The sequence below is a fragment of the Acinetobacter pragensis genome (assembly GCF_001605895.1).
GTDB lineage: Bacteria > Pseudomonadota > Gammaproteobacteria > Pseudomonadales > Moraxellaceae > Acinetobacter > Acinetobacter pragensis.
The window spans coordinates 1-22,318 of record NZ_LUAW01000007.1 but is presented as its reverse complement, the minus strand read 5'-3'; the positions used below and the strand labels follow the sequence as shown (position 1 = coordinate 22,318).

Genomic DNA, 22,318 nt, shown 5'->3' with positions numbered 1-22,318 from the left:
TAACTCACTTAGATGATGTAATTATGACTTATAAAGATGAAACTWTMGCSMCAATTATGCACAGAAAACCATAGTCCACTGTGCAAAAAGGCCCACCTAGTTGTGAGCCTCTTTTAGAAACTTGGTAGCGGGAGCTGGATTTGAACCAACGACCTTCGGGTTATGAGCCCGACGAGCTACCAGACTGCTCCATCCCGCATCAACGTGCAAAAATTATATACAAAAACTGAAGGCTTTTCAATCAAACTCTTCAAGGTTTGCCTGACTAAGTTGCACCTTAATCAGAATTGGTAGCGGGAGCTGGATTTGAACCAACGACCTTCGGGTTATGAGCCCGACGAGCTACCAGACTGCTCCATCCCGCAACAATATGCAAATAATTAATCTCGCCTTTAAATTAAAGCGCCTATTTCAGTTTGCGTCTAAAATAAGATTGGTAGCGGGAGCTGGATTTGAACCAACGACCTTCGGGTTATGAGCCCGACGAGCTACCAGACTGCTCCATCCCGCATCAACAGATTTGCTGCACACACCAACTTATGTTCTGGATTACAAGTTGGTGCGGAAGGGGGGACTTGAACCCCCACGCCCGAAAGCACTACCACCTCAAGGTAGCGTGTCTACCAATTCCACCACCACCGCAGCTGTGACGCATTCTAGACGCATCACCTCAAAAAAGAAAGAACTAAATAGATTATTCAGACGTTTTTGGTGCAGTTGGTGAAGTTTCAGCCACTTTCGCCGGAACGGCTGGCGCAGAAGAAATGGATTTCAGGCTGTAGGCATCGGTCGTTTGCTTCTTCGCATAAACAGCCAGCGTCAAGCTGGTCACAAAGAATAAAGCCGTCAAAATAGCCGTCAACCGGGTCAAAAAGTTAGCCGAGCCTGAAGCGCCGAATACTGTCGCCGCCCCGCCGCCGCCAAAGGATGCGCCCGCATCTGCGCCCTTGCCATGCTGAACTAAAATCAGAACAATCATCAAAACGGCTAAGATAATATGCACTACCAGCACAAAAGTTTGCATGCTGAACTCCTAATTATTTTGTATTCGCAAATGCTTGAGCAATTTGATAAAAAGACTCTGCATTTAATGATGCACCGCCAACCAATGCACCATTGATATCTGGACAGGCTGCTAACTCTACTGCATTTTCCGGTTTTACACTACCGCCATATAGAATAGCCATGCTCCGGCCGGCAGGTGTAATTTGGCTTAAACCTTCACGAAGTTTGGCATGCATGGCCTGCGCATCTTCTGGAGATGCTGTTTTGCCAGTGCCGATCGCCCAAATAGGTTCATAGGCAATCACAATTTGGCGCCACTGCTCTGCCTTCACCACTGCAGCAATATCGCAGATTTGCTGCAGAACAGTCTGTTCCGCCAGACCTTTTTCACGCTGTTCCAGACTTTCACCGACACAATAAATCACAGTTAAACCAGCACTTAATGCATGCTTAACTTTTTCATTGATCACAGCGGGACTGTCACCCAAAACTTCACGGCGCTCTGAATGACCAATCAGTACATAATCAATTTCACTGTCTTTCAATAATTCCGCGCTGATCTCACCAGTATAGGCGCCCGTTCCCGCAATACGGGATAAATCTTGAGCGACAACGCAAATATTTCGGCTGCTGTCTGAAAATTGCGCCTGCACACTTTGCAGCGCAAGCGCAATCGGCGCAACGCCAATATGACATTTCGATTCTTCAATATTTTGATTTTGAAGCAGTTGTTTTAATTCTTCAACCAGCTGTTTGGCATCTGCCCGCAATGGGTTCATTTTCCAATTGCCAACAACCCAAGGTGTAATCGCCGCACCCGACATAAATAACCTGCAGAAACTTTAGATGAAAACGGGCACATTCTACACGTAATTGAAAATTTTGATGATAATTTTCAGCCTGCAATTTCAATGGCAAAAAGCAGAAACTTTCTTTTCAGGGCAGTTTTTCAAAAAAAACCCGGCGATTTAAGGACTGGTTCAAAGTTTTGAGCGATACTTAGGTAGTGACAACACTTTAAGATATGGTATTTTTAAATAACAAAAGTATAATTTTAAGATACCAATTATAAACAAACTGACACATAGGCCTATTCAAGCATGACAGCACTACAGGGATCTCCAAGATTTACAGGGTTTATTCGGCGCCTGGTCGAAGAAGGACACGTGTCTGCAGAAAAAATGCGTGAAGCATTCTTGAATGCGAAAAATGCCAATCAAGATATCGTAGCTTACCTCACCAAAGAATTGAATATTCCATCTTTGACGGTGGCAGAAACCATTTCAGCCGAATTTGGCGAACCCATTTTTGATATTGCGGCATATGATGCCAATCTGATTATCCGCGAAGATATTGATGAAAAACTGATCACGCGCTACCGCGTCCTGCCCATTTTCAAAAATGCCAACACCCTGTATGTTGCCACCAGCAATCCGACCAACATTGAAGCCGTGGATGCCATCCGTTTCAGCAGCAAAATGAACACTGAAACCATTATTGTTGAACACAATAAATTGGAAAAGCTGATTGAGCAGAGTTTTGCCGAAGAAAGCACATTTGATTTTGATGATGACTTTGATTTGGACATTGCGACTGATGCGCCGGAGCAAAGCGCGGATGACGATGAAGAAGAAAAAGGCGAAGAAGCGCCAATTGTTAAATATATCAACAAGCTCTTGGTCGATGCTATCCGCATGGGGGCATCAGACTTGCACTTTGAACCTTATGAAAAAATTTACCGTGTGCGTTACCGGGTAGATGGCGTGCTGCGCCAAATTGCGAACCCGCCCCTGCAGCTGGCCAACCGTTTGGCGTCGCGCTTGAAAGTCATGTCACAAATGGATATTTCAGAAAAACGGGTGCCGCAAGATGGCCGGATTAAATTAAAGCTGTCTAAAAGCAAAGCCATTGATTTCCGTGTCAACTCCTTGCCGACCCTTTTTGGTGAAAAACTGGTACTGCGTATTCTCGATCCCTCCAGCGCCATGCTGGGCATTGATGCGCTCGGCTATGAACCAGAGCAAAAAAAATTATTTATGGATGCACTGGATAAACCGCAAGGCATGCTGCTGATTACTGGCCCGACCGGTTCCGGTAAAACCGTATCGCTCTACACGGGCCTCAATATTCTCAACCGTGAAGACACCAATATTTCAACAGCGGAAGATCCTGTTGAAATTAACTTAGAAGGTGTCAATCAGGTAAACGTCAACAATAAAGTCGGCTTAACTTTTGCGGCAGCCTTGAAATCATTCTTGCGCCAAGATCCAGATATCGTCATGGTCGGTGAGATTCGAGACTTGGAAACAGCTGAAATTGCCATTAAAGCGGCGCAAACAGGCCATATGGTTTTATCCACACTGCATACCAACAGTGCGCCCGAAACATTAACCCGTCTGCGCAACATGGGCGTGCCTTCATTTAATATTGCAACGTCCGTGAACTTGGTTATCGCGCAGCGCTTAGCGCGCCGGCTTTGTGCGCAATGCAAAGAGGCCATCGAAATTCCAGAACAAAGCTTACTGGAAATGGGTTTTACAGAAGACGATATCAAAAATCCGGACTTTCAAATTTACCAGCCTGTCGGCTGCCCTGAATGCCGTGAAGGCTATAAAGGCCGTGTCGGGATCTATGAGGTGATGAAAGTGATACCGGAAATTTCCCGTATTATCATGGAAGACGGCAATGCCCTTCAAATTGCGGATGCTGCCGCTCAAGCTGGATTCAACAATTTACGACGTTCAGGTTTAATGAAGGTTATGCAGGGGGTGACTTCACTTCAAGAAGTCAATCGCGTAACCAGTGAATAATTGCTGTTTTTAAAATTTAAAATAAGGATAAATGCATGGCTGTCAAAAAAGCGCAGATGATGCCAACCTTCAGTTATGAAGGAATTGACCGTAAAGGGGCCAAAATCAAAGGGGAACTGCCGGCGCGCAATATGGCGCTGGCCAAAGTGACGCTGCGCAAGCAAGGCATCACCATTAAGAATATTCGGGAAAAACGCAAAAACATTCTTGAAGGCTTGATGAAAAAGAAGGTGTCTACGCTGGATATCACCATCTTTACCCGCCAGCTTGCAACCATGATGAAAGCCGGTGTTCCTCTGGTGCAAGGCTTTGAAATCGTCGCTGAAGGGTTGGAAAACCCCTCTATGCGTGAAGTCGTCTTAGGCATTAAGGGCGAGGTTGAAGGCGGCAATACCTTTGCAGGCGCGCTGCGCAAGTATCCGCAATATTTCGACAAACTGTTCTGCTCTTTGGTGGAATCAGGCGAGCAATCCGGTGCACTGGAAACCATGCTGGACCGCGTAGCGATTTATAAAGAGAAAAGCGAGCTGTTAAAGCAAAAAATTAAAAAGGCCATGAAGTATCCCATTGCAGTCATTGTCGTTGCGATTATTGTAACCATCATTCTAATGGTTAAAGTTGTACCCGTTTTCCAAGGCCTATTTTCATCATTTGGCGCTGACTTGCCGGCATTTACTCAAATGGTAGTCAACATGTCAAACTGGTTCCAAAGCTATTGGTTTATTTTTATTATTGCCGTTGCCGCGGTCATTGCCTGCTTTCTCGAAGCCAAAAAGCGCAGTAAAAAATTCCGAGATTTTCTCGATAAAGCCGCGCTGAAAGCGCCGATATTTGGCGACTTGGTCTACAAAGCGATCATCGCACGCTATAGCCGTACGCTAGCAACCACCTTTGCAGCCGGTGTTCCGCTGATTGATGCATTGGAATCGACAGCAGGCGCAACCAACAATGTGGTGTACGAAACAGCCGTCATGAAGATCCGTGAAGATGTGGCAACAGGCCAACAGCTGCAGTTTGCTATGCGGGTGACGGATAAATTCCCATCTATGGCCGTACAGATGGTGGCGATTGGTGAGGAATCCGGTGCTCTGGATGCTATGCTGGATAAAGTCGCAACACATTATGAAAATGAAGTGGATAATGCTGTTGATGGATTAACATCAATGATGGAGCCTTTAATTATGGCCATTCTTGGTGTACTGGTAGGCGGCTTGGTGATTGCCATGTACTTGCCAATCTTCCAAATGGGTTCTGTGGTTGGTTAAATCTCAAAAGGCTTAAATTAAAATTGTTCTCTGATCTTATTTCTTATTTTGTAGAAAATCCGACAGCGCTGTATATTGCTGTTGGATTGTTCAGCCTGTGCATAGGCAGCTTTCTCAATGTGGTTATTTACCGCACACCCAAAATGATGGAGCAGGAATGGCGCACTGACTGCCAGCTGCTGCTTCACCCAGATCAGCCGATTATTGATGAAAGCAGAATCACGCTGAGCAAGCCAGATTCCGCTTGCCCGAAATGCAGCGCTCCTATTCGCTGGTATCAGAATATTCCTGTCATCAGCTGGCTGGTATTGCGCGGCAAATGCGGCGCCTGCCAAAATCCGATCAGCATACGCTATCCGCTGATTGAATTGCTGACTGCTGTGTGTTCATTAATCGTTGCAGCTGTATTTGGTCCTACCATGCAAATGCTGTTCGCCTTGCTGTTCACATGGGTTTTAATCGCGCTGACATTTATTGATTTTGATACGCAGCTGCTACCTGACCGCTATACTCTTCCTCTGGCCGCGTTGGGTTTAGGCATCAACAGCTTCGCTATTTATACCTCTCCAACTTCATCCATTTGGGGCTATATTATCGGTTTTCTGTGCCTATGGATTGTGTACTTCATTTTTAAAATAGTGACAGGCAAAGAAGGTATGGGATACGGCGATTTCAAGCTTCTCGCCGCATTAGGCGCCTGGATGGGGCCGCTGATGCTGCCGCTGATTGTGCTATTATCCTCCCTAGTAGGGGCAATTATCGGCATTATCTTACTGAAAATCCGTAAAGAAAATCAGCCTTTTGCTTTCGGCCCCTATATTGCCATTGCAGGCTGGATCGCCTTTCTTTGGGGCGAGCAGATTATGAAAATTTATTTGGGTCAATAAGGAACAGGCATGACTTTTGTAGTGGGATTAACCGGCGGTATCGGCAGCGGAAAATCAGCCGCCAGCGCGTGGTTTGAATCTCAAGGCATTATCGTCGTAGACGCTGATCTCGCCGCGCGTGACGTGGTGCAAAAAAACCAGCCCACGCTACAAGCCATTCATCAAGCCTTTGGTGACTGGGTCCTTCAGAAAGATGGCGAACTCAACCGCCGCGCATTGCGTGAACACATCTTTAAAACGCCGGAAGCGCGTAAAGCACTAGAGCAAATCACTCATCCAGCCATTCGAAGTTCCATTATTCAGCAGCTGATGCAAGCAGACAGCCCATATGCCATCTTGGTTTCTCCCCTGCTGTTTGAAACCAATCAGCATGAATTGACCCAGCGCACCCTGCTGATTGATGCCTCTGAAGAACTGCAGATCCAGCGCGCATCCCAGCGGGACGGGCAAACCGAAGAACAGATCAGAACCATTATTGCTGCACAGATGCCCCGCGCCAATAAACAGCAAGTTGCAGATGATATAGTGCTGAATGACGGTCATCTGGACCACCTGTACCAGCACTTGCTGCCCTTGCATCAAGAATATTTGACCCTCGCCTTGCAGGCTTCTGCATTAAAAAAGCAGCCGGATTAAGGCTGCTTTTTTTGTTCATTCAGCTGTTTTTGCAGCGGATCTTGATGCATCAGCCAGCGCCATGGCTGCAGCGCACCAATCCCCATGCCCGCCAATCCGCAGACAATTGCAATATTCAAGGGTTCATTCAGCAAAGGCACAGCAATAATAGCGGCAATAAATGGCGCCAAAGTCACAATGCTGCCTGTTTTAAAGGCGCCAAGACGCTTAATGGCTTCGACATAAGTCAATGTTGCGATAATGACCACAAAGATTCCGTGGAATAACACCTGCGAAATCAAATGCACTGGATCAGGTTCGGTGAGATGCTTCGGCAGGAACAATAAATAGACCGGCACATAAACAATTGCTGACCAAACCGCCACACCGGACATCGCATGCCATGCCGATAGCTTCCACTGACGCAGCAAAACGGTGAAAATCCCCCACCAAATAGCACTGAGAAAAAACAGCAGATCACCCAAACCAAAAGCCTGCCCTGTCTGCTGATACATCAAAAAACTCATCGCCGCCAAAGAAATAACCATAATGATCAGGCTAGCCCAAGTATGGCCGTCGAACGCTTGCCGAAACATTATATAGGCAGCCACGGCCGTACACAGCGGTATGCAGCCATTCAGAAAAATTGCCGCATGCGCCGCAGGCGCAAAATGAAAAGCGCTATAGGCAGTCAAGCAATAAACCACACCACCCACCATTGCCAAAATAAAAGGCTCTTTCTTCCATAAAAATGCAGTGTCTTTTTTATAGATTAAAATCGGCATTAAGATGAGAAATGCGAGCATAAACCGCAATGCAGTCAAATCCCACGCGCTGATCCCCCAATTGGCGCTGAGGCGAGCAGTTAAAGTAAAGCCTCCCCAAATACACATAGTAATGAGGACATACAAATAACCTTGCTTTTGCGGGGGCATGATGGGCTTCTTATAAAATCAATAATGTATCAGATATTCCGCTGGCGGCAGGCTTCATACAGCGCCATGCCTGTTGCAACGCTGACATTTAGGCTTTGCAGGTTCCCAGCCATCGGGATATAGACTTTTTGATCGCATTGCGCTTGGGTAATTGGGCGTAGGCCTGTGTCTTCTGCGCCCATCACCACACATACGGCTGCGCCGGTAAAATCAAACTGTTGAATCGGCAGCGCCTGCTCATCCAGCATCGTCCCTACAACCTGCACATTAAACTGCTCTTTGATTTGGCTCAAAGTACGCGCCAAGTTAGTCACTTGGATGAATTTCACTTTTTCGGCACCGCCAGCAGCGACTTTCCGCGCTGTCGGCGTCAAGCTTGCCGCACGGTCACGCGGTACAATCACAGCCTCAACACCCATAGCCGCTGCGGTACGGATGCATGCCCCTAAATTGTGCGGATCTGTGATTTGATCCAAAGCCAGCAATAAAGGCTGTTTGGACGCCGTCAGCAGGTCGTCTAAATCTTTTTCATTTAATGTCGGATGAGGACGCACAGCCGCCACGACACCTTGATGGTACGGCAAGCCCGCCAATTTTTCCAAAGTGTCCCGGCTGGCTTTTTGAATGCTGACGCCAAATGGCTCTGCCAGCTCAAAAATATGCTGCAGCCGCTGATCTTCACGCCCTTTTAACGCAAATAAAGTTAAAACACGCTCAGGTTCAAGCTCCAGTAATGACTCTACAGAATGTACGCCATAATAATATTCAGGTTTCGCCATGAACAGCCTCTAACTTCAATGGATCATTCAAAAGAAAAATCCTGTAAAGCAGGCTTTACAGGATTTATGCTCAGTGCATAGTTTAACTGATTTGGACTGAAATTTCTTGGCCTAAAACAGTTCACTATTTGGAATCAATCAGCCTTCTAAATGGCAGACATAATCCAGCACTTCATCTGTTTCAATTTTAAAGCGGCTGTTGCCCGGCACATAAAAAGACTGGCCTGCGCGGAACAATTCGCTTTCTTCGCTGTCAGCGATCTGAACACGGCATTCACCTGAAATGATTTCCATGCGCTCTGGAACATGCGTTTCAAAAGTTAACGCCTGTTCAGTCGGTAAAATCACCCCCAAAGTTTTTTTGGTGCCATCTTCAAATTGCACTGTGTGGCTAATGCAAAGACCGCCAAAGTAGACATTTGATTTTTTAATAACTGATACATGATCAAACTGAGCTGACATGCGTATTTTCTCCAGATAAAGCGTATTTATAATATTTGCTTGAAGCATTTTAATGGCGCGGCTTCAACTAATCAATCCATCTTTAATGCAGATCGACCAAAGATTGAGATGCGCCGGCCAGCAAGCCCTTGCATGCGCAGCGTGCAATTTTACTGCAATGGCTATTGAGTCTAAAACAAGTCATTCCGCTGTACAAATCTCTTTTTGGCATTGCGTCAAACAAACCTCAGCCATCATGTTTCCCAGCATTTTATCTGCCAAGCTTTTCAGAACCAAAGCACTGACGATAAGGGCCGCAATGCCTGTCATGCTGATGAAACTCAGCCATGCAATCACCTCAACTTCCGCCTTCTGCGTGCTCAGGCATTGTTCACTGGCGGGGTGAAACTATCGTCCTTACCTATCAATTTTAATTGCGCATGTGATGATTTATAAATGGATCAGGCTGAATGTGTATTTTTATGTACAAATTAATATAGAATTATGCGGTTTACGGTGATTTAAAAATAAAAACCGTCTTGTGGCAAAAACAAAACTTGTCTATCTTAAACTCGAACTTCTCGCAGCTTGGATGCGTTTATGCTGACACATTTAACTCTGATCAATTTTGCCTTAGCTGAACATTTAGCCATTGATATTGAACAAGGATTCAACGTTTTAACCGGTGAAACCGGCGCTGGGAAGTCCTTGCTGCTTGATGCGCTTTCGGCATGCCTAGGCGAACGTACAGATACCAATTATGTGCGTTTTGGATCAGATAAAGCGGATGTGACCGCAACGTTCAGCTATCAGCCGGATTCACCGGAAGCACTGTGGCTGAAAGAGCAGGAACTGGATGATGAATCCGGTGAAATTCTGCTGCGCCGCGTTGTTTTTGCAACAGGCCGCAGTAAAGCCTGGATTAATGGCCGCCCGAGCAGCTTAGCCGAGCTAAAAGAAATAGGCCGCCTGCTGGTACAGCTATACAGCCAGCACAGCCAGCAGCAGCTGCTGGAACCGCCTTATCCTAAACATTGGCTGGACCGCTACAGCAACTTTTATGCGCCCGCGCAATCTGTCCGTGACGCTTACGGCAAATGGCAAAAAGATATCCGACAGCATCAAGTAGCATTGGATGCGCAAGCTACGCGCAAACAGCGGATTGACACCCTAGAGCTGCAATTAGAAGAACTCGAAAATATTGTCCAGATGGACTATAAAGATATCGAGCAGGAATTTGACCGCCTGAGCCATCATGAGCATATTATGCAGGACTGCAATTACAGCCTTGCGGCTTTGGATGACGCCGAGCAGAACATCACTCAGGAAATCTCTTCAATTTTACGGCGCCTTGAATCGCATGCTGGCCGCAGTGAGCAGCTTTCTGAAATATATACGTCGATGCTGAATGCGCAAAGCGAACTCGAAGATGCCACAGCAACGCTGCGCCAATTCATGGATCGTCAAAGTTTTGACCCTGAGCGCATGGAAGAGTTGAATTCTCAACTAGAAATATTTCATCGTCTGGCGCGCAAATACCGCTCACAGCCAGAACTGCTGAAAACAGAGTTTGATTCTTGGCAGGCAGAGTTGCAGCAGCTGAATGAACTTGAAGACCCTGAAACCTTAGCCGAGCAAGTCGAACTTTCCTATCAGGACTTTTTAGGCAAAGCGCAGCATTTGGATGCTATCCGCCGTGAAGCCGCTGCGCCGCTGGCCAAACAGCTGACAGAGCAAGTGAAGCAATTGGCGCTGCCGGAAGCCTATTTTGAATTCAGGTTTGAACCTTTGGATGAAGCATCCAGCGAAGGCCTCAGTTTCATTCAGCTGCTGTTTACCGCCAATAAAGGCATTCCTGCACAGCCTTTAGCGCGCGTTGCATCTGGCGGTGAACTTTCTCGGATTGCCTTGGTCATGCAAGTGATGAATGCTGAGAAAACCGATGCAGAGGTCATTGTCTTTGATGAAATTGATGTCGGCATCAGCGGCGGCACGGCAGAAATTGTCGGGCGGCTTCTGGCGGGATTGGCAGAACATGTGCAAATTCTCTGCATCACCCATCAAGCCCAAGTCGCAGCGCAGTCCGATCAGCATTTACTGGTGCAGAAGAAACAAACTGATCCCGCCAGCAGCACCATTTTTGAACTGGAAGAAGATGGACGAATTTTTGAGCTTGCCCGCATGACCGGCGGAATAGAAATTAATGAAACGACGCTGCAGCATGCGCGTCAGCTGCGTCAGCTTAAATTCCAGCAGGCTTGAAGCCCTTGCTGGAATTTATTGAATCCGAATACAAAAAGTATTTGGCGAATCAGCAATCCTCTAGTAACGTGTGAATGAGAAGGATAATAATCAGCACGTTATCGGCAAAATGCAGCCGATCTTTAAATCATTGCTTAAGAAGGAGAACGGCCTAGGTGTCTAAACAATATCTGACGCATCGCTGCCTGATTGCTCCGCCTGATATACAAGATGACTTCTTCGCAAATACAGTCATTTACTTGGCCCGTCATGATCAAGACGGCGCGCAAGGCATTATCATTAACCGGCCTTCAGGCATCCAAATCAAAGAATTGCTGAACGACCTTGAAATTGAAGCGGACAATGTCAATCCGCACGATGTTTTACAAGGCGGGCCATTGCGCCCAGAAGCCGGTTTTGTGTTGCATACAGGACAGCCGACGTGGCATTCATCCATTGCAGTGGGTGAAAATGTCTGCATCACTACCTCTAAAGATATTTTGGATGCCATTGCGCATAATGAAGGTGTCGGCCGTTATCAAGTGGCGCTCGGCTATGCAAGCTGGGAAAAAAATCAGCTGGAAACCGAAATATCACGCGGTGATTGGCTGATTTGCGATGCAGATATGGATTTGATTTTCAATTTGCCCTACGATGCCCGCTGGGATGCCGCCTATAAAAAAATGGGGGTAGACCGTATTTGGTTATCTTCAGAGATTGGACATGCCTGACTTGAATGCGCCGCAAATGATTATGGCGTTTGACTTCGGTACACAAAAAATGGGCATGGCTGTTGGCCAGTCCCTCATTGAAAGCGCGAATCCTTTGGCGCTGTTTCCCATGAAAGACGGTATTCCCAATTGGGATGAGCTGCTGAAAATTGTCAAACAGTATCAGCCAAATTTGTTTTTAGTCGGCTTGCCGCTGAATATGGATGACAGTGAATCTGAACTGTCTGCCCGTTCGCGGAAATTTGCCCGCAGACTGCGCCATCAAACCAATATTGAAACACTGATGGTGGATGAACGGCTGACTACCCGTGAAGCGCGCGGAGAACTGGAACACTATCAGTCTCAAGGACGAGGAAAAAAGCTGGCTGCAGACAGTATTGCCGCAGCTTTATTTATTGAAAGCTGGTACCGAAATCCTGAAGGAATGACGCCTTAAATTCTAAGAAATAAAAAGCATCCAGAAGGATGCTTTTTTTGAAATGCTGTACAGCTTTTATTTATCCGCTTCTTCGATATGCACCGTCGCAGTCCGCCCTGCCACAAACGCCAACTGATTTTTCGGCATTTCATCCAGAACAATTTTGACCGGCACACGCTGCGCTAAACGCACCCAGCTGAATGTGGGATTAACATTGGCCAAAAGGCCTGTCGTTGAAGTCCGTTCACGGTCTTCAATGCCGGAGGCAACGCCCTGTACATGGCCTTTAATGTGCTGTGAATCGCCCATCAGCTGAATTCGGGCAGGCGCGCCGACATAAATTTTTTCTAATTTTGTTTCTTCAAAATATCCAACAATATACAGTTTTTGACGATCCAGCAGCGCGGCGACCGCCTGACCGACTTTGACATAATTGCCTTCCTGCAGTTCAAAGTTGGATAGCGTGCCATCTGCCGGCGCAACCACTTCAGAACGGTTCAAGTTCAATTGCGCTAAGTGCAAATTGCTGGTGGCGGCCTGAATCAGGGCCTGCTGCTGCACAATATTGGCTTGCGCCTGTTCTATAGCTGCGCCCATTTGCTGATGTTCTGCATGAGATTCATCCCGCGCAGCAAACATTTGATCCTGTTCCTGCTTTGAAATCGCGCCCTCCATCAAGTTTGAATAGCGGGCTGCATTTTTATCCGCTAAATTGATGCCCGCTTGCGACTTGACCAAATTGGCTTTGGACTGCGCCAGTGCGGCTTCAGCTTCCGCCAAGCCGGCTTTGGCTTTATAAAGGTCGGATTTAGCCTGCTCCACATCTAAAGCTTGACGCGCCACATCAATTTTAAACAGCACCTGCCCTTTCTTCACGGTCTGATTATCCTGCACCAAGACATCAGTCACCAGTCCAGAAACATCGGAAGAAACCTGTATGACATCTCCGCGCACACGCCCGTCCCGCGTCCACGGCTCAGAATTGTAATAATTCCAAATATGGCGCACGACCAGCAGAGCAATCACCGCAGCTGCCAGCAAAAGAACGGGCCGCACATATTTACGCACATTCGCAGATGTCATTTTTTCACCTCAACATTTCAAAAATTTTAAAGCACAGCAGCCGAAAGCCAATGTCCGCATCCCAGCAGAATGACATACAGGCAAAGATAGAACACACTCGGCATAGCAATCCAGCCCTGTTCAACCCATTTATCTAAAAACAGCATCAGCACACGCAGCACGGCATACGCTGCAATAGCCTGAATCAGCAGCATGGGGACATATACCCCGTAAATATTCATCTCACCCATGTTGAACTCCTGCAGGCTGGGTATCTAATTCGGGCGCAGCATTGGAAGAATGGCATAAACTGCTTTGGATATTGTTTAAGGAAACCTGCAGGCGCTCTGCGATTTCACAATTGTCTAACTCATGGCTGCGCTGCTTCAAGAGCGCAATTTTCTGTAAAACCTGATCCTTCAGCTGCTGTTCAGGCTGCATCAATTCTTTTGTCCTGAAATAATCATCCAGCAGCTGAATCAAGTCTTCCAAACTGACTGCCAGCTCATGTTCAGCAGGCAATTTCTGCATCAATTCCTGCAGACGCGTTAAATCGACCACAGCGCTGGCTTCAATCAAGGCTAAATTAATGTCACGCTTTAAAGCCTCAGACTGTACGGCTTTGGTATTTAAAATACCGATCCGGTCAAGCATATTGCGCAAATGTATGCGGAATGGCACGCCATAAGGAATGTACAGCGCTTGGCGGATCGCTTTGTAATGCATTGACAATATCCGCTGCACCGTCATTTCAGGCGACATTGCGCGAACCAAATGAATGACATAAACCGAAATAATCGGCCCAATGACCGTGCCTATAGACGCATCAAAAAATAAAACCTGATCTAAACTGTAGCGGTTCTGAAGGTTCAGCCCCATGACAGTACCCATCAGCATCGGCAGCCCAATGCCGACTAAGGGCGGATGCGGAAATAAAAGCAGGCAGAAGATCACAAACGGCGCCAGCACCACTGCCAGCTGCCAAAATGCAGTGACATGCGGAAAAATACCGTAGGCATAAATAAAAACGACAAACGCCGCATAAATATTGCCGCGGATAAACATTTTTAAAGCAGGCACAGGATTATCCATCGCCGTTAAGATGCAGGCGCTGATCGCCGCCATTTCCGCCAGCATGAATCCGGTTTTCCAGCCGCTGAGAATCCAAAAACCGGTTCCAAGAACAATAATAATAAAAGCCGAAATTCCGCCGCGTACCGCCACACCATGGTCACGGTGCAAATTAGGATAATTTGTCGTCAAGGCAGTTACAGATTCCGGCAATACCGCATCGCCGCAGTTAATCCGCTGCCAAATCAGCTGAATCGCCCGGATATTTTGAATGTAGTGCCGGACATCCATTTTCAGACCCGCCAAAATAATCTGCTGCTCGTGCGGCGCCGCTTGCATCAGCTGATGAAAATCCTGCTCAAACTCAGGCGGCAGCAAGTTTAAATCCTGTTCCTGAATTTCCTGATAATCCTGCATAAACGTCTGAATATGCGCATGAATCAAAACTATTTCTTTCTGAAAATGCTCATCTTTAAATTGCTCATCCAGCTGGTTCATCCGTTCCGACATGGCCACTAAGTTGCTTAACAGCATCGTCATCTGATTCAGCATTTCCTGCAGCGGTTTCGTCATGCCTTTGAGCGTTGACTTCTCATAGCTCAAATGCACCGTCATGCCGTGAATATCAGCAATATCCCGTGCAAGGCTGCCTAAAGATTCTGCATAATGGCTTTGATGTTTGTCGTTCAGTAAAATCTTATTGAAAATATTCTGTGTATCTTGGACGGTTTTATTGACCCGCACTTTCACAGCCGGGCCAATGTGCATCGGAAAAATAGTCGTCGTCACAATAGCGCTGCACACCACCCCAACCGTAATTTCTAAAAAACGGCCGATCGCCATATCAAAAATAGAAATGCTGTCGATGTAATACACAGCGTTATAGGCAATAATGACCGTGGTATAGCCTGCCAGCATAAAAACATAGCTTCGCGGTGTTCTGTCCAGCAATGAAAAATACAGGCACCACCCGACCCACGCGGCCAAAAATAAAGTGAATAGCCATGGCGTATTGATCAGTGCCGGTGTCGCAATGACCGAAACAATTGCCCCGATCAGCGTCCCCAAAACCCGATAAATGCTTTTTGATGAGGTCATGCCGGAATAAGGATTGGCGATCACAAACACCGTGCCGATCGCCCAGATGGGATAGGCCAGATTCAGCTCAAATGCGACATACAGCGCCAACAGTCCTGCTGCAAAAGTTTTAAACGCAAAAATCCAATCCATTTTATTCGGACGGAATGCGAGTAAAGGTTTAATCAGCAGCATATGGGTTCTCGTCAGTGAATGAAGGCTTATTTTTGAGATGGCTTCATCGCGCCATTTCAATCAAAATGACGTGTACGCTGCCCTGAGGGCAAGATAGGAAAATACATTCAAAATAAGAGGGATGCGTGCTGAAAAACAGAAGATCATTTTTCAGCATTCAGCCAAAAAATAGCCAAGAAAAGAACTCAGACCGAAGAATCAAACTGATTAATTATTCATCATTGGATATTTTATGTGATAATTTTCACAAATTAATCTCAATATGTCAATAATAATATCCCTATATGATAATTCAATATAAATAATTCAGCATTTTTTTGTTTTCCCGCCTATTTATGATTTTTTTCCTACAGCGCTCCAAATGATGAGAATAGCAACACTGAGCGCATAAAAGTTCTGCAGAATCTTTGGCATTTTGTTATAAAGTAACTGTATATCTAAATTTCTGATTTTCAGGTTAACCAAGCAGGTTTATATGGCGCTCTCCAGTTTTGGTAAAATTCTCACTGTACTCGATATATTTTCGGTATCACGTCCGGTAATTAATGTAGATACCATCAGTGAAGAATTGGGCCTTTCCAAACCCACCAGTTACCGCTACCTTAAAGAGCTGGTTTCAGCAGAGCTGCTCCAGCGCCTAAGCGGGACTTCAGGCGATTACACGCTCGGGTCCAAAATTGCCGTTTTAGATTATATTTCCCGCACCACTGACCCGCTGGTGCAAATCAGCATTCCGTTTATGCATGAAATTGTTGAACGTACAGAATTCTCTTGTCTGCTGACGTTGCTGAATCATGATTCCTGTATCGACCTGCACGATGAAGTCTTCAAGAATACCTTGCTGCTGTCTTATGGACGCGGCTGTCCGCGCCCTGTGTTTGTAGGGTCATCCGCCAAAGTTATGATGTCATATCTGCCGAAGCAGCAAATTCTGGATTACTATCAGCGCTATTCCGCTCAGCTTTCAGAAGTGGGTTTTGCCGATAGCGAGGATGATTTCCTCAATAAAATGAAGAAGATTAAAAAGCAAGGCTATTATTTTTCGAATGGCGAACTCGACCCGAATGTTGCGGGCTTGTCTGTTCCAATTAAGTTTTCCAGTAAAGAGCCGCCTTTGGCCTTGACGCTGCTGGCATCTAAAAACCGCTTTGAATTTGTTAATTTGCAAAAATTAATCGAAATTCTGCAGGAAAACGCCAGTTTAATTGAAAAGAAGTTTATGACGCTGTCTGAGAATCGAGCCGACTAAGAGCGCACTAATAATTTATCCTCTTTGCTGATAAAAAATGATTGTATTTTTATTTATATTCTCATAATATGATTATCAATCTTCACCAACATGATGTTCCATGCATGCTGGCAAACGACATGAAGACACCCCTCAGAAGCGAGAAGCTCATGGTTTTCATGGGCTTTTTTCTTGTCCGGAATTTACTGCGCTCAGGCAGGGAAAAAATAGCGGAAAGTCAGATTGATTCGCGGTTCAATAACTTTCGCAGTTTTAGTAATGCAATGCTTCCAATATTTTTGCGTCTGTCCGCGCATAACAATCAATTGTCCGCTTTGCAGCAGCATATCTGCTTTTGCAGGCTGAAATTTATGCTTAAAGCTCATCTTGCGTGTGGCGCCAAAACTTAATGAGGCAATCACCGTTTCATGCCCAATTTTCGAAATCAGGGACGGTTCATCATCACTATGCCAGCCCACCGCTTGCTGGCCATTTTCATACAGATTGGCAAGGCATGAATTAAAAGAAGCGCCCACAATTTTTTCAATCTGCTGTTTCAGCCGATACAAGGCAGGATTCCACTCGTGCGCACGCTTCAGGCTGCCTGAATAACGGTATTGATAGTGTTCATCGCCATACCAGACGACTTTACGGTCGGTAATATAGTGCTGGCCGTGCAGGATCACTTCATCGCGCTGCCAAGCCAAATGCTGCAGAAAATAATGTAAATAGCGGCAGCTTTGTTCAGCATTCAAAATGAGGCCGTAATTCTGTACCACACCATCAAAAGCTAAAATATTGTCCTGCCTTTCAGGTTCAAATAATTCAAGGGTCATCCTCACCGTCCTGCTGTTTTAATGCCTGCCCGCTTCACAGTGTACTGAAAACTTCCGTTTCACAAATTAATACAAAGTCACAGCTTGTCGCTTTAAATTTTCAGGCTTAGACTCAGCAACAGGATTCACAATAAAAATAACTGCTTATGAACTTATGGCATTTGTTTCAAAAACTTCGGCCTTTTGTCCGGCCTTATCGGATGCTGGTCATCGCCACCCTTATTTTGACATTAATCGGCTCTCTCACCGCTCAGGTCAACGCGCTGACGCTGCAATATGCCGTCGACAGCATTAATAAACTGGTCGAAGCAGGGCTTGGCTTATCCGAAGGCTGGCACATTCTGATCACCATTTCAGCGATCTTGCTGGGCAAGGAAATTTTGAATGCCTTTGTGCAATTCGGGCAAAAATTTTATGGGGAAAAACTGCGGATTTTTGTCTCTCAGGATTTAGCGCAAGGCATCATTGAAAAATTCCTCACCTACCAATTGTCTTTCTTCAATCAGGAAAATAATCAAGCCGGCAAGCTGCAGACCCGGATTGACCGCGGCATCGGTTCTCTGACCCGGTTGGTGCAAATCTTCTTTATTGATATTTTACCTTTATTTACCAGTGCCATTGTGGCGCTGGGCCTCATGTTTTACGCCAATTTCTATGTCGGCTTGGTGGCGCTCAGCATTGTGCCGATCTATTTTTGGCTGACGTATAAACAGGCGCAGAAACTGGGCGGCTGGCGCCGGAATTTACGCGATGGCCGGGAGAAAAAAAGCCAAGGCATTTTAGGCATTATCAACTCAATTACTGTCATCAAATCGTTTAACCGTGAAAGCATTGAGTCAGAAAAGCAGCTGAAGCTGCAAAAAGAACTGACTGACAATCAAATGCAGACGCGTCAGGTCAGTTTTTTGTTTGATGGCCTGAAAACCTTTATTGAACAAATCGGGATTGTACTGATTATCATCTTGACCGCTTATTTTGTTTTAGACGGCCAGATGAGCATTGGCATGATCATGTATCACGTCTTGCTGTTCAATAACGTATCTGCCCCGATCCGCTCACTGCACCGCATTTATGATGAAGTCAATGATGCCATGATTTACTCTGAAAGCTTCTTTAAAATATTGGAAGCCGATGATGAAATTGAATCAACCGGACAGCAAAAACCGGCCATCAAAGGTGAATTTCAGCTGGAAAATGTCGATTTTTACTATCCCAATGGGCATCATGCGCTTAAAAATATCAACATGACCATACAGCCGAATAAAATCACGGCGCTGGTTGGTTTATCCGGTGCAGGAAAATCAACCCTCATCAGCCTGCTGGATAAATTCTATCAGCCGGACAGCGGGAAAATTAAAATTGACGGTATGGATATTCAAGAAATAGATACGCATTACCTGCGAGAACACATTGGATTAGTCTTACAGAAAAATCATATTTTTCAAGGATCTATTTTTGAAAACATCCGTTATGGTAAAACCAATGCCCGCTTAGAAGATGTGATTGCCGCGGCCAAAAAAGCCTCTATTCATGACCAGATTCTGCAATTGCCGCATGGCTATGAGGCGGATGCCCTCATGCTTTCCGGCGGACAGCAGCAACGGATTGCCCTCGCCCGCATGTTCTTGAAAAATCCGCCGATTATTTTTTTAGATGAACCGACAGCCAGCTTGGATGCGATTGCCACTGAACAGATTAAGCAGAGCTTAGATGAAATCAAGCAAGGCCGGACCGTGATTATGATCTCGCACAGCCTGTCGCAAATTATTGATGCAGATTATACCTATGTGATGAAAGAAGGTTACATTGCTGAGCACGGCGAACATGATGCGCTGTACCATCAGGAAGGCGTGTATAAAGAAATTTTTGATGCGATGGCCAAAAGCCTGAATATTGAAAAAATTGCAAAAACCTTTGAAGATGATGCAGAAGAAGAAACGCACAGCTGATTTTAGAACTTGTTTCTTAATAGGGCCCTGCCATAATTAGTTTTCTAAAGGACCCTTCAGGCCTCTTTTTTAGAAAAGAAGCCTTGCTTCGCAAGACCAGACTTTTCCCCCGTCAGCAAAGCAGGCTTTTTATCACACATATCAATTTAGTTAGCTTAACGCTGCACTTTCTGCTCAATTTCTTCCACGCTGGTATGGCGCACATCAAAGCCTTTCACCATATAAATCACCTGCTCAGAAATATTGCGCGCATGATCGCCGATACGCTCCAATGATCTCAAAACCCACAATACATTGATCACGCGGGTAATATGGCGCGGGTCTTCAATCATATAGGTCATTAAGGTCCGGGTAGCAGACTGGTATTCACGGTCAATATCCGCATCCGCCAGCAAGACTTTCAGCGCCTGATCGACATCTAAGCGTGCGAATGAATCCAATGCGTCATGAATCATGACCCGCACTTGGTTGCCAATATGCCGGGTTTCCATATAGCCGCGCGGAGAACCACCTTCTTCGCATAAACTTTGCGCAATACGGGCAATTTTAGCCGCTTCATCGCCAATACGCTCTAAATCGGTATTGGCTTTAGACATGGCGATCACCATACGCAAATCAATGGCTGCCGGATGGCGCCGCGCCAAAATCAGCGTCAGCGCCTCATCAATTTCAGTTTCATAGCGGTTGACGGTATTGTCCTGAAACTGCACATCAATCGCCATAGCTGCATCAGTGTCCAGCAGCGCATGAATCGCATTGGCGACCTGCTGTTCGACCAAGCCGCCCATGGTCATGAATTTGGTGTTCACATCCTGCAAATCTTCATTGAATTGCGAAGAAATATGGTGATTCAACACAGGATTATTTGGCAAGGGATGCACTCCACAGCAGCTGAATTGAGACAAATTTTTAAGCCGATATTAAAGCATAATCATTGTTAAAGTTTGATGACGGCCAGTTTATTTCTTTATAGCAGATTCCGCCGCTGGCTTGACCAGCCAAGCGTTCATTTCTTCCAGATCCCGATCTGTCAGGCGCCCAATTGAAGCTTTCAGCTGCAGGACATGCATCAGGTAATCATATTTTGCATTCAGATAGTCCTGTTTGGCGGAAAACGCGTTGCGCTGCGCCAAAAGCACATCCACCATAGTTTTCAGCCCTTCCTGATATTGCGCCTGCGAAGCTTTGGATACAATCGCGGAAGAATCCATCGCCGCTTTGCGCGCTTGGAGCTTGGCCTGATCCGTTTCTACCTGCAGATAGGATTTTTTAACGTCTGTTGCCGCTTTACGCACAGCCGCATCCACCAGCGCTTCACTTTTCTTGACATTGACAGCCGCCTGCTGAATGGATTTTTGCGTCCGCCCGCCATTATAGACATTCCAGTTCATCTCAATACCGACCTGATCAAACTGGCCATCTTGCGACATAATGGATTCCGGGGTTTGCTTGCTGTAGCCATAAGTCCCGACCGCTTCGATCTGCGGATAAAGCGCCGCTTTTTCTACACGCTTTTCGTCTTCTGCATAGCGGCGCTGGATTTTAGCCTGCAATATGCCTAAATTCTGGTTCATCGCCAAATTTTCCCAATCCTGCATATTATTGGGCACCGGTTTTTGAAACTGGAAATCATCACGCAGCACGGCCAGATTATCACGGTATAAGCCGATCAGCTGCTGCAGCTGTTCCTGCGCCAGCACAAGCTGCACATGGGTCGCTATGCGGTTGGCGCGCGCATTCTGATATTGCGCATTGGCTTCACTGACGTCACTCTTGGCTATCAGGCCTTCGTTCAGTTTGGCGTTCATCATTTTCAGCTGCTCAGCTAATGCCTGCTCTTCCTGTAGATTCACGGCCGTTAAAGCCTGCTGGCGCAGCACATTAAAATAAGCATCCGACACCTGCAGGATATGATCCTGCTGCTGCATCCGCAGATTGATTTCACTCAAATCAATTGATGTTTTGACTTGCTTCAAGCCCTCCCAGGCATCCCAGCGGAAGAGTGGCTGGCGTGCAGTCAGGGTGATTTGCTTAGACGTGGTACTGTCCGGCAAAGAAAACCCTAGGGCGGCTCCGCTTTGATTTGAATTTTGATTTTTACGGGTGATATTGCCTGAAACTGTCACCGTCGGTAAAAGATTGCCATTAGCAATGCCTAAGTTCAGCTGATCTGCTTCATACTGCAACAGATTTGCCTGCCAATTCGGATCAGCCTGTTTAGCGCGCTCATACGCCTGCACCAAATCAACTGCAAGCAAAGGCGGACTCACAAGTAAAAGGCAAGCGCTGAATAAAATATTTATCTTCATTTTTTATCGTAAATCCATCACAGCCAAGCTTTTTCAGTATGGCACCGAATATCAATTGTAAGCAGATCCTAAAGCGGTTTATGCAATATCGCGTATGTTTTTTATTAATTTTTTATCAATTTCTTCTCACTGTACCGCACTTTAAGCAAAGCAACCGCATTGCATACGGCGCTGTAACAAACAACTCCACAATACTACACAGTATCATGCCGTTTCAGCTATAGAATATGCGCATTCCATCGAACAACCCTGCTATCAGCTTTATYMAKKSAMGGTTGTATTGGATTAACAATAAATTATGATACAGCTGAAATAGGCAGTTTCTGTGTTGATCCTTTTTTGCAAAATATGGGTCTAGGACGGAAGCTATTGAATTTTGCGGAAAATTATATTACACAAGCCCATGCTGACATTAAATGGCTGGATATGTATGTGCTGAATGTACGCGCCGAGTTAATTTCGTT

The 22,318-nt window shown here is 46.0% G+C and carries 21 protein-coding genes and 4 tRNA genes; 10 read left to right on the top strand and 15 right to left on the bottom strand.

The window, feature by feature from the left end; translation table 11 throughout:
- Positions 1-122: 122 nt before the first annotated feature.
- The 6 genes from AZH43_RS02080 to tpiA form a co-directional block, all read right to left on the bottom strand.
- A tRNA-Met gene (locus AZH43_RS02080) sits at positions 123-199 on the bottom strand.
- Between the two features lie 89 nt (positions 200-288).
- Positions 289-365: transfer RNA gene (locus AZH43_RS02075), tRNA-Met, on the bottom strand.
- A 69-nt stretch (positions 366-434) separates the two neighbouring features.
- Positions 435-511: transfer RNA gene (locus AZH43_RS02070), tRNA-Met, on the bottom strand.
- 46 nt (positions 512-557) lie between these two features.
- Positions 558-642: transfer RNA gene (locus AZH43_RS02065), tRNA-Leu, on the bottom strand.
- Between the two features lie 52 nt (positions 643-694).
- The gene (gene secG / locus AZH43_RS02060) at positions 695-1,024 is read right to left on the bottom strand and encodes a preprotein translocase subunit SecG (protein WP_067666094.1); all 330 of its coding nucleotides are present in this window, start codon (positions 1,022-1,024) and stop codon (positions 695-697) included.
- 13 nt (positions 1,025-1,037) lie between these two features.
- Positions 1,038-1,829 (bottom strand): triose-phosphate isomerase, encoded by a 792-nt coding sequence (gene tpiA / locus AZH43_RS02055; protein WP_067666092.1) that lies wholly within the window; start codon positions 1,827-1,829, stop codon positions 1,038-1,040.
- A gap of 276 nt (positions 1,830-2,105) precedes the next feature.
- On the opposite strand from tpiA, the gene pilB reads away from it, so the two are divergent.
- The 4 genes from pilB to coaE are packed head-to-tail and all read left to right on the top strand — an operon-like array spanning position 2,106 to position 6,603.
- Positions 2,106-3,815 carry a type IV-A pilus assembly ATPase PilB gene (pilB, locus tag AZH43_RS02050; RefSeq protein ID WP_067666089.1) on the top strand — a complete coding sequence of 570 codons (1,710 nt, stop codon included), beginning with the start codon at positions 2,106-2,108 and terminating at the stop codon, positions 3,813-3,815.
- A gap of 35 nt (positions 3,816-3,850) precedes the next feature.
- Positions 3,851-5,080 carry a type II secretion system F family protein gene (locus AZH43_RS02045; protein WP_067666086.1) on the top strand — a complete coding sequence of 410 codons (1,230 nt, stop codon included), beginning with the start codon at positions 3,851-3,853 and terminating at the stop codon, positions 5,078-5,080.
- Positions 5,081-5,103: 23 nt separating this feature from the next.
- Positions 5,104-5,967, top strand: a complete 864-nt coding sequence (locus tag AZH43_RS02040; protein WP_067666083.1) for a prepilin peptidase — start codon at positions 5,104-5,106, stop codon at positions 5,965-5,967.
- Positions 5,968-5,976: 9 nt separating this feature from the next.
- Complete coding sequence (gene coaE / locus AZH43_RS02035; RefSeq protein ID WP_067666080.1) at positions 5,977-6,603, top strand: dephospho-CoA kinase; 627 nt, start codon at positions 5,977-5,979, stop codon at positions 6,601-6,603.
- Here coaE and AZH43_RS02030 read toward each other — a convergent pair.
- The 3 genes from AZH43_RS02030 to ppnP form a co-directional block, all read right to left on the bottom strand.
- Complete coding sequence (locus tag AZH43_RS02030; RefSeq protein ID WP_067666077.1) at positions 6,600-7,517, bottom strand: DMT family transporter; 918 nt, start codon at positions 7,515-7,517, stop codon at positions 6,600-6,602. The genes coaE and AZH43_RS02030 overlap by 4 nt on opposite strands.
- A gap of 29 nt (positions 7,518-7,546) precedes the next feature.
- Complete coding sequence (gene rlmB / locus AZH43_RS02025; protein ID WP_067666074.1) at positions 7,547-8,296, bottom strand: 23S rRNA (guanosine(2251)-2'-O)-methyltransferase RlmB; 750 nt, start codon at positions 8,294-8,296, stop codon at positions 7,547-7,549.
- Positions 8,297-8,434: 138 nt separating this feature from the next.
- Positions 8,435-8,758 (bottom strand): pyrimidine/purine nucleoside phosphorylase, encoded by a 324-nt coding sequence (ppnP, locus tag AZH43_RS02020; RefSeq protein WP_067666071.1) that lies wholly within the window; start codon positions 8,756-8,758, stop codon positions 8,435-8,437.
- A gap of 579 nt (positions 8,759-9,337) precedes the next feature.
- Between ppnP and recN the strand changes: the two genes are divergently transcribed.
- The 3 genes from recN to ruvX all read left to right on the top strand — a co-directional run bounded on the left by recN (position 9,338) and on the right by ruvX (position 12,145).
- Positions 9,338-10,999: a DNA repair protein RecN gene (recN, locus tag AZH43_RS02015; protein ID WP_067666068.1), complete on the top strand. Its 1,662-nt coding sequence runs from the start codon at positions 9,338-9,340 to the stop codon at positions 10,997-10,999.
- A gap of 155 nt (positions 11,000-11,154) precedes the next feature.
- Positions 11,155-11,709 carry a YqgE/AlgH family protein gene (locus AZH43_RS02010; RefSeq protein WP_067666065.1) on the top strand — a complete coding sequence of 185 codons (555 nt, stop codon included), beginning with the start codon at positions 11,155-11,157 and terminating at the stop codon, positions 11,707-11,709.
- On the top strand, positions 11,702-12,145 hold the full coding sequence (gene ruvX, locus AZH43_RS02005) for a Holliday junction resolvase RuvX (protein ID WP_067666063.1): 444 nt from the start codon (positions 11,702-11,704) through the stop codon (positions 12,143-12,145). Before AZH43_RS02010 ends, ruvX begins: the two co-directional genes overlap by 8 nt.
- Positions 12,146-12,202: 57 nt before the next feature.
- Here ruvX and AZH43_RS02000 read toward each other — a convergent pair whose 3' ends face one another.
- From AZH43_RS02000 to AZH43_RS01990, 3 genes are read right to left on the bottom strand one after another with little or no spacing between them, the layout of a single operon-like run.
- Positions 12,203-13,210: an HlyD family secretion protein gene (locus tag AZH43_RS02000; RefSeq protein ID WP_067666060.1), complete on the bottom strand. Its 1,008-nt coding sequence runs from the start codon at positions 13,208-13,210 to the stop codon at positions 12,203-12,205.
- Between the two features lie 26 nt (positions 13,211-13,236).
- Positions 13,237-13,440: a DUF1656 domain-containing protein gene (locus AZH43_RS01995; protein WP_067666057.1), complete on the bottom strand. Its 204-nt coding sequence runs from the start codon at positions 13,438-13,440 to the stop codon at positions 13,237-13,239.
- A complete protein-coding gene (locus AZH43_RS01990; protein ID WP_067666054.1) occupies positions 13,433-15,532 on the bottom strand; it encodes an FUSC family protein in 2,100 nt (699 codons plus the stop codon). Before AZH43_RS01990 ends, AZH43_RS01995 begins: the two co-directional genes overlap by 8 nt.
- A gap of 475 nt (positions 15,533-16,007) precedes the next feature.
- On the opposite strand from AZH43_RS01990, the gene AZH43_RS01985 reads away from it, so the two are divergent.
- On the top strand, positions 16,008-16,781 hold the full coding sequence (locus AZH43_RS01985) for an IclR family transcriptional regulator (RefSeq protein WP_067666051.1): 774 nt from the start codon (positions 16,008-16,010) through the stop codon (positions 16,779-16,781).
- Positions 16,782-16,972: 191 nt separating this feature from the next.
- On the opposite strand, the gene AZH43_RS01980 is transcribed toward AZH43_RS01985, so the two are convergent.
- Entirely contained in the window at positions 16,973-17,596 is a 624-nt protein-coding gene (locus tag AZH43_RS01980; RefSeq protein ID WP_067666048.1) for an alpha-ketoglutarate-dependent dioxygenase AlkB family protein, read from the bottom strand.
- A gap of 146 nt (positions 17,597-17,742) precedes the next feature.
- Between AZH43_RS01980 and AZH43_RS01975 the strand changes: the two genes are divergently transcribed.
- Positions 17,743-19,545, top strand: coding sequence for an ABC transporter ATP-binding protein (locus AZH43_RS01975; RefSeq protein ID WP_067666045.1), 1,803 nt, complete (start codon positions 17,743-17,745; stop codon positions 19,543-19,545).
- 155 nt (positions 19,546-19,700) lie between these two features.
- Here the strand turns inward: AZH43_RS01975 and phoU are convergent, their stop codons facing one another.
- Together phoU and abuO are read right to left on the bottom strand one after the other, a co-directional pair.
- Positions 19,701-20,417: a phosphate signaling complex protein PhoU gene (gene phoU, locus AZH43_RS01970; protein ID WP_067666042.1), complete on the bottom strand. Its 717-nt coding sequence runs from the start codon at positions 20,415-20,417 to the stop codon at positions 19,701-19,703.
- Positions 20,418-20,504: 87 nt separating this feature from the next.
- A complete protein-coding gene (abuO, locus tag AZH43_RS01965) occupies positions 20,505-21,854 on the bottom strand; it encodes a multidrug efflux outer membrane protein AbuO (RefSeq protein ID WP_067666039.1) in 1,350 nt (449 codons plus the stop codon).
- A 225-nt stretch (positions 21,855-22,079) separates the two neighbouring features.
- Between abuO and AZH43_RS01960 the strand changes: the two genes are divergently transcribed.
- Positions 22,080-22,318, top strand: a 239-nt coding sequence (locus tag AZH43_RS01960; RefSeq protein WP_131796919.1) for a GNAT family N-acetyltransferase, incomplete at its 3' end; no start/stop codon positions are given.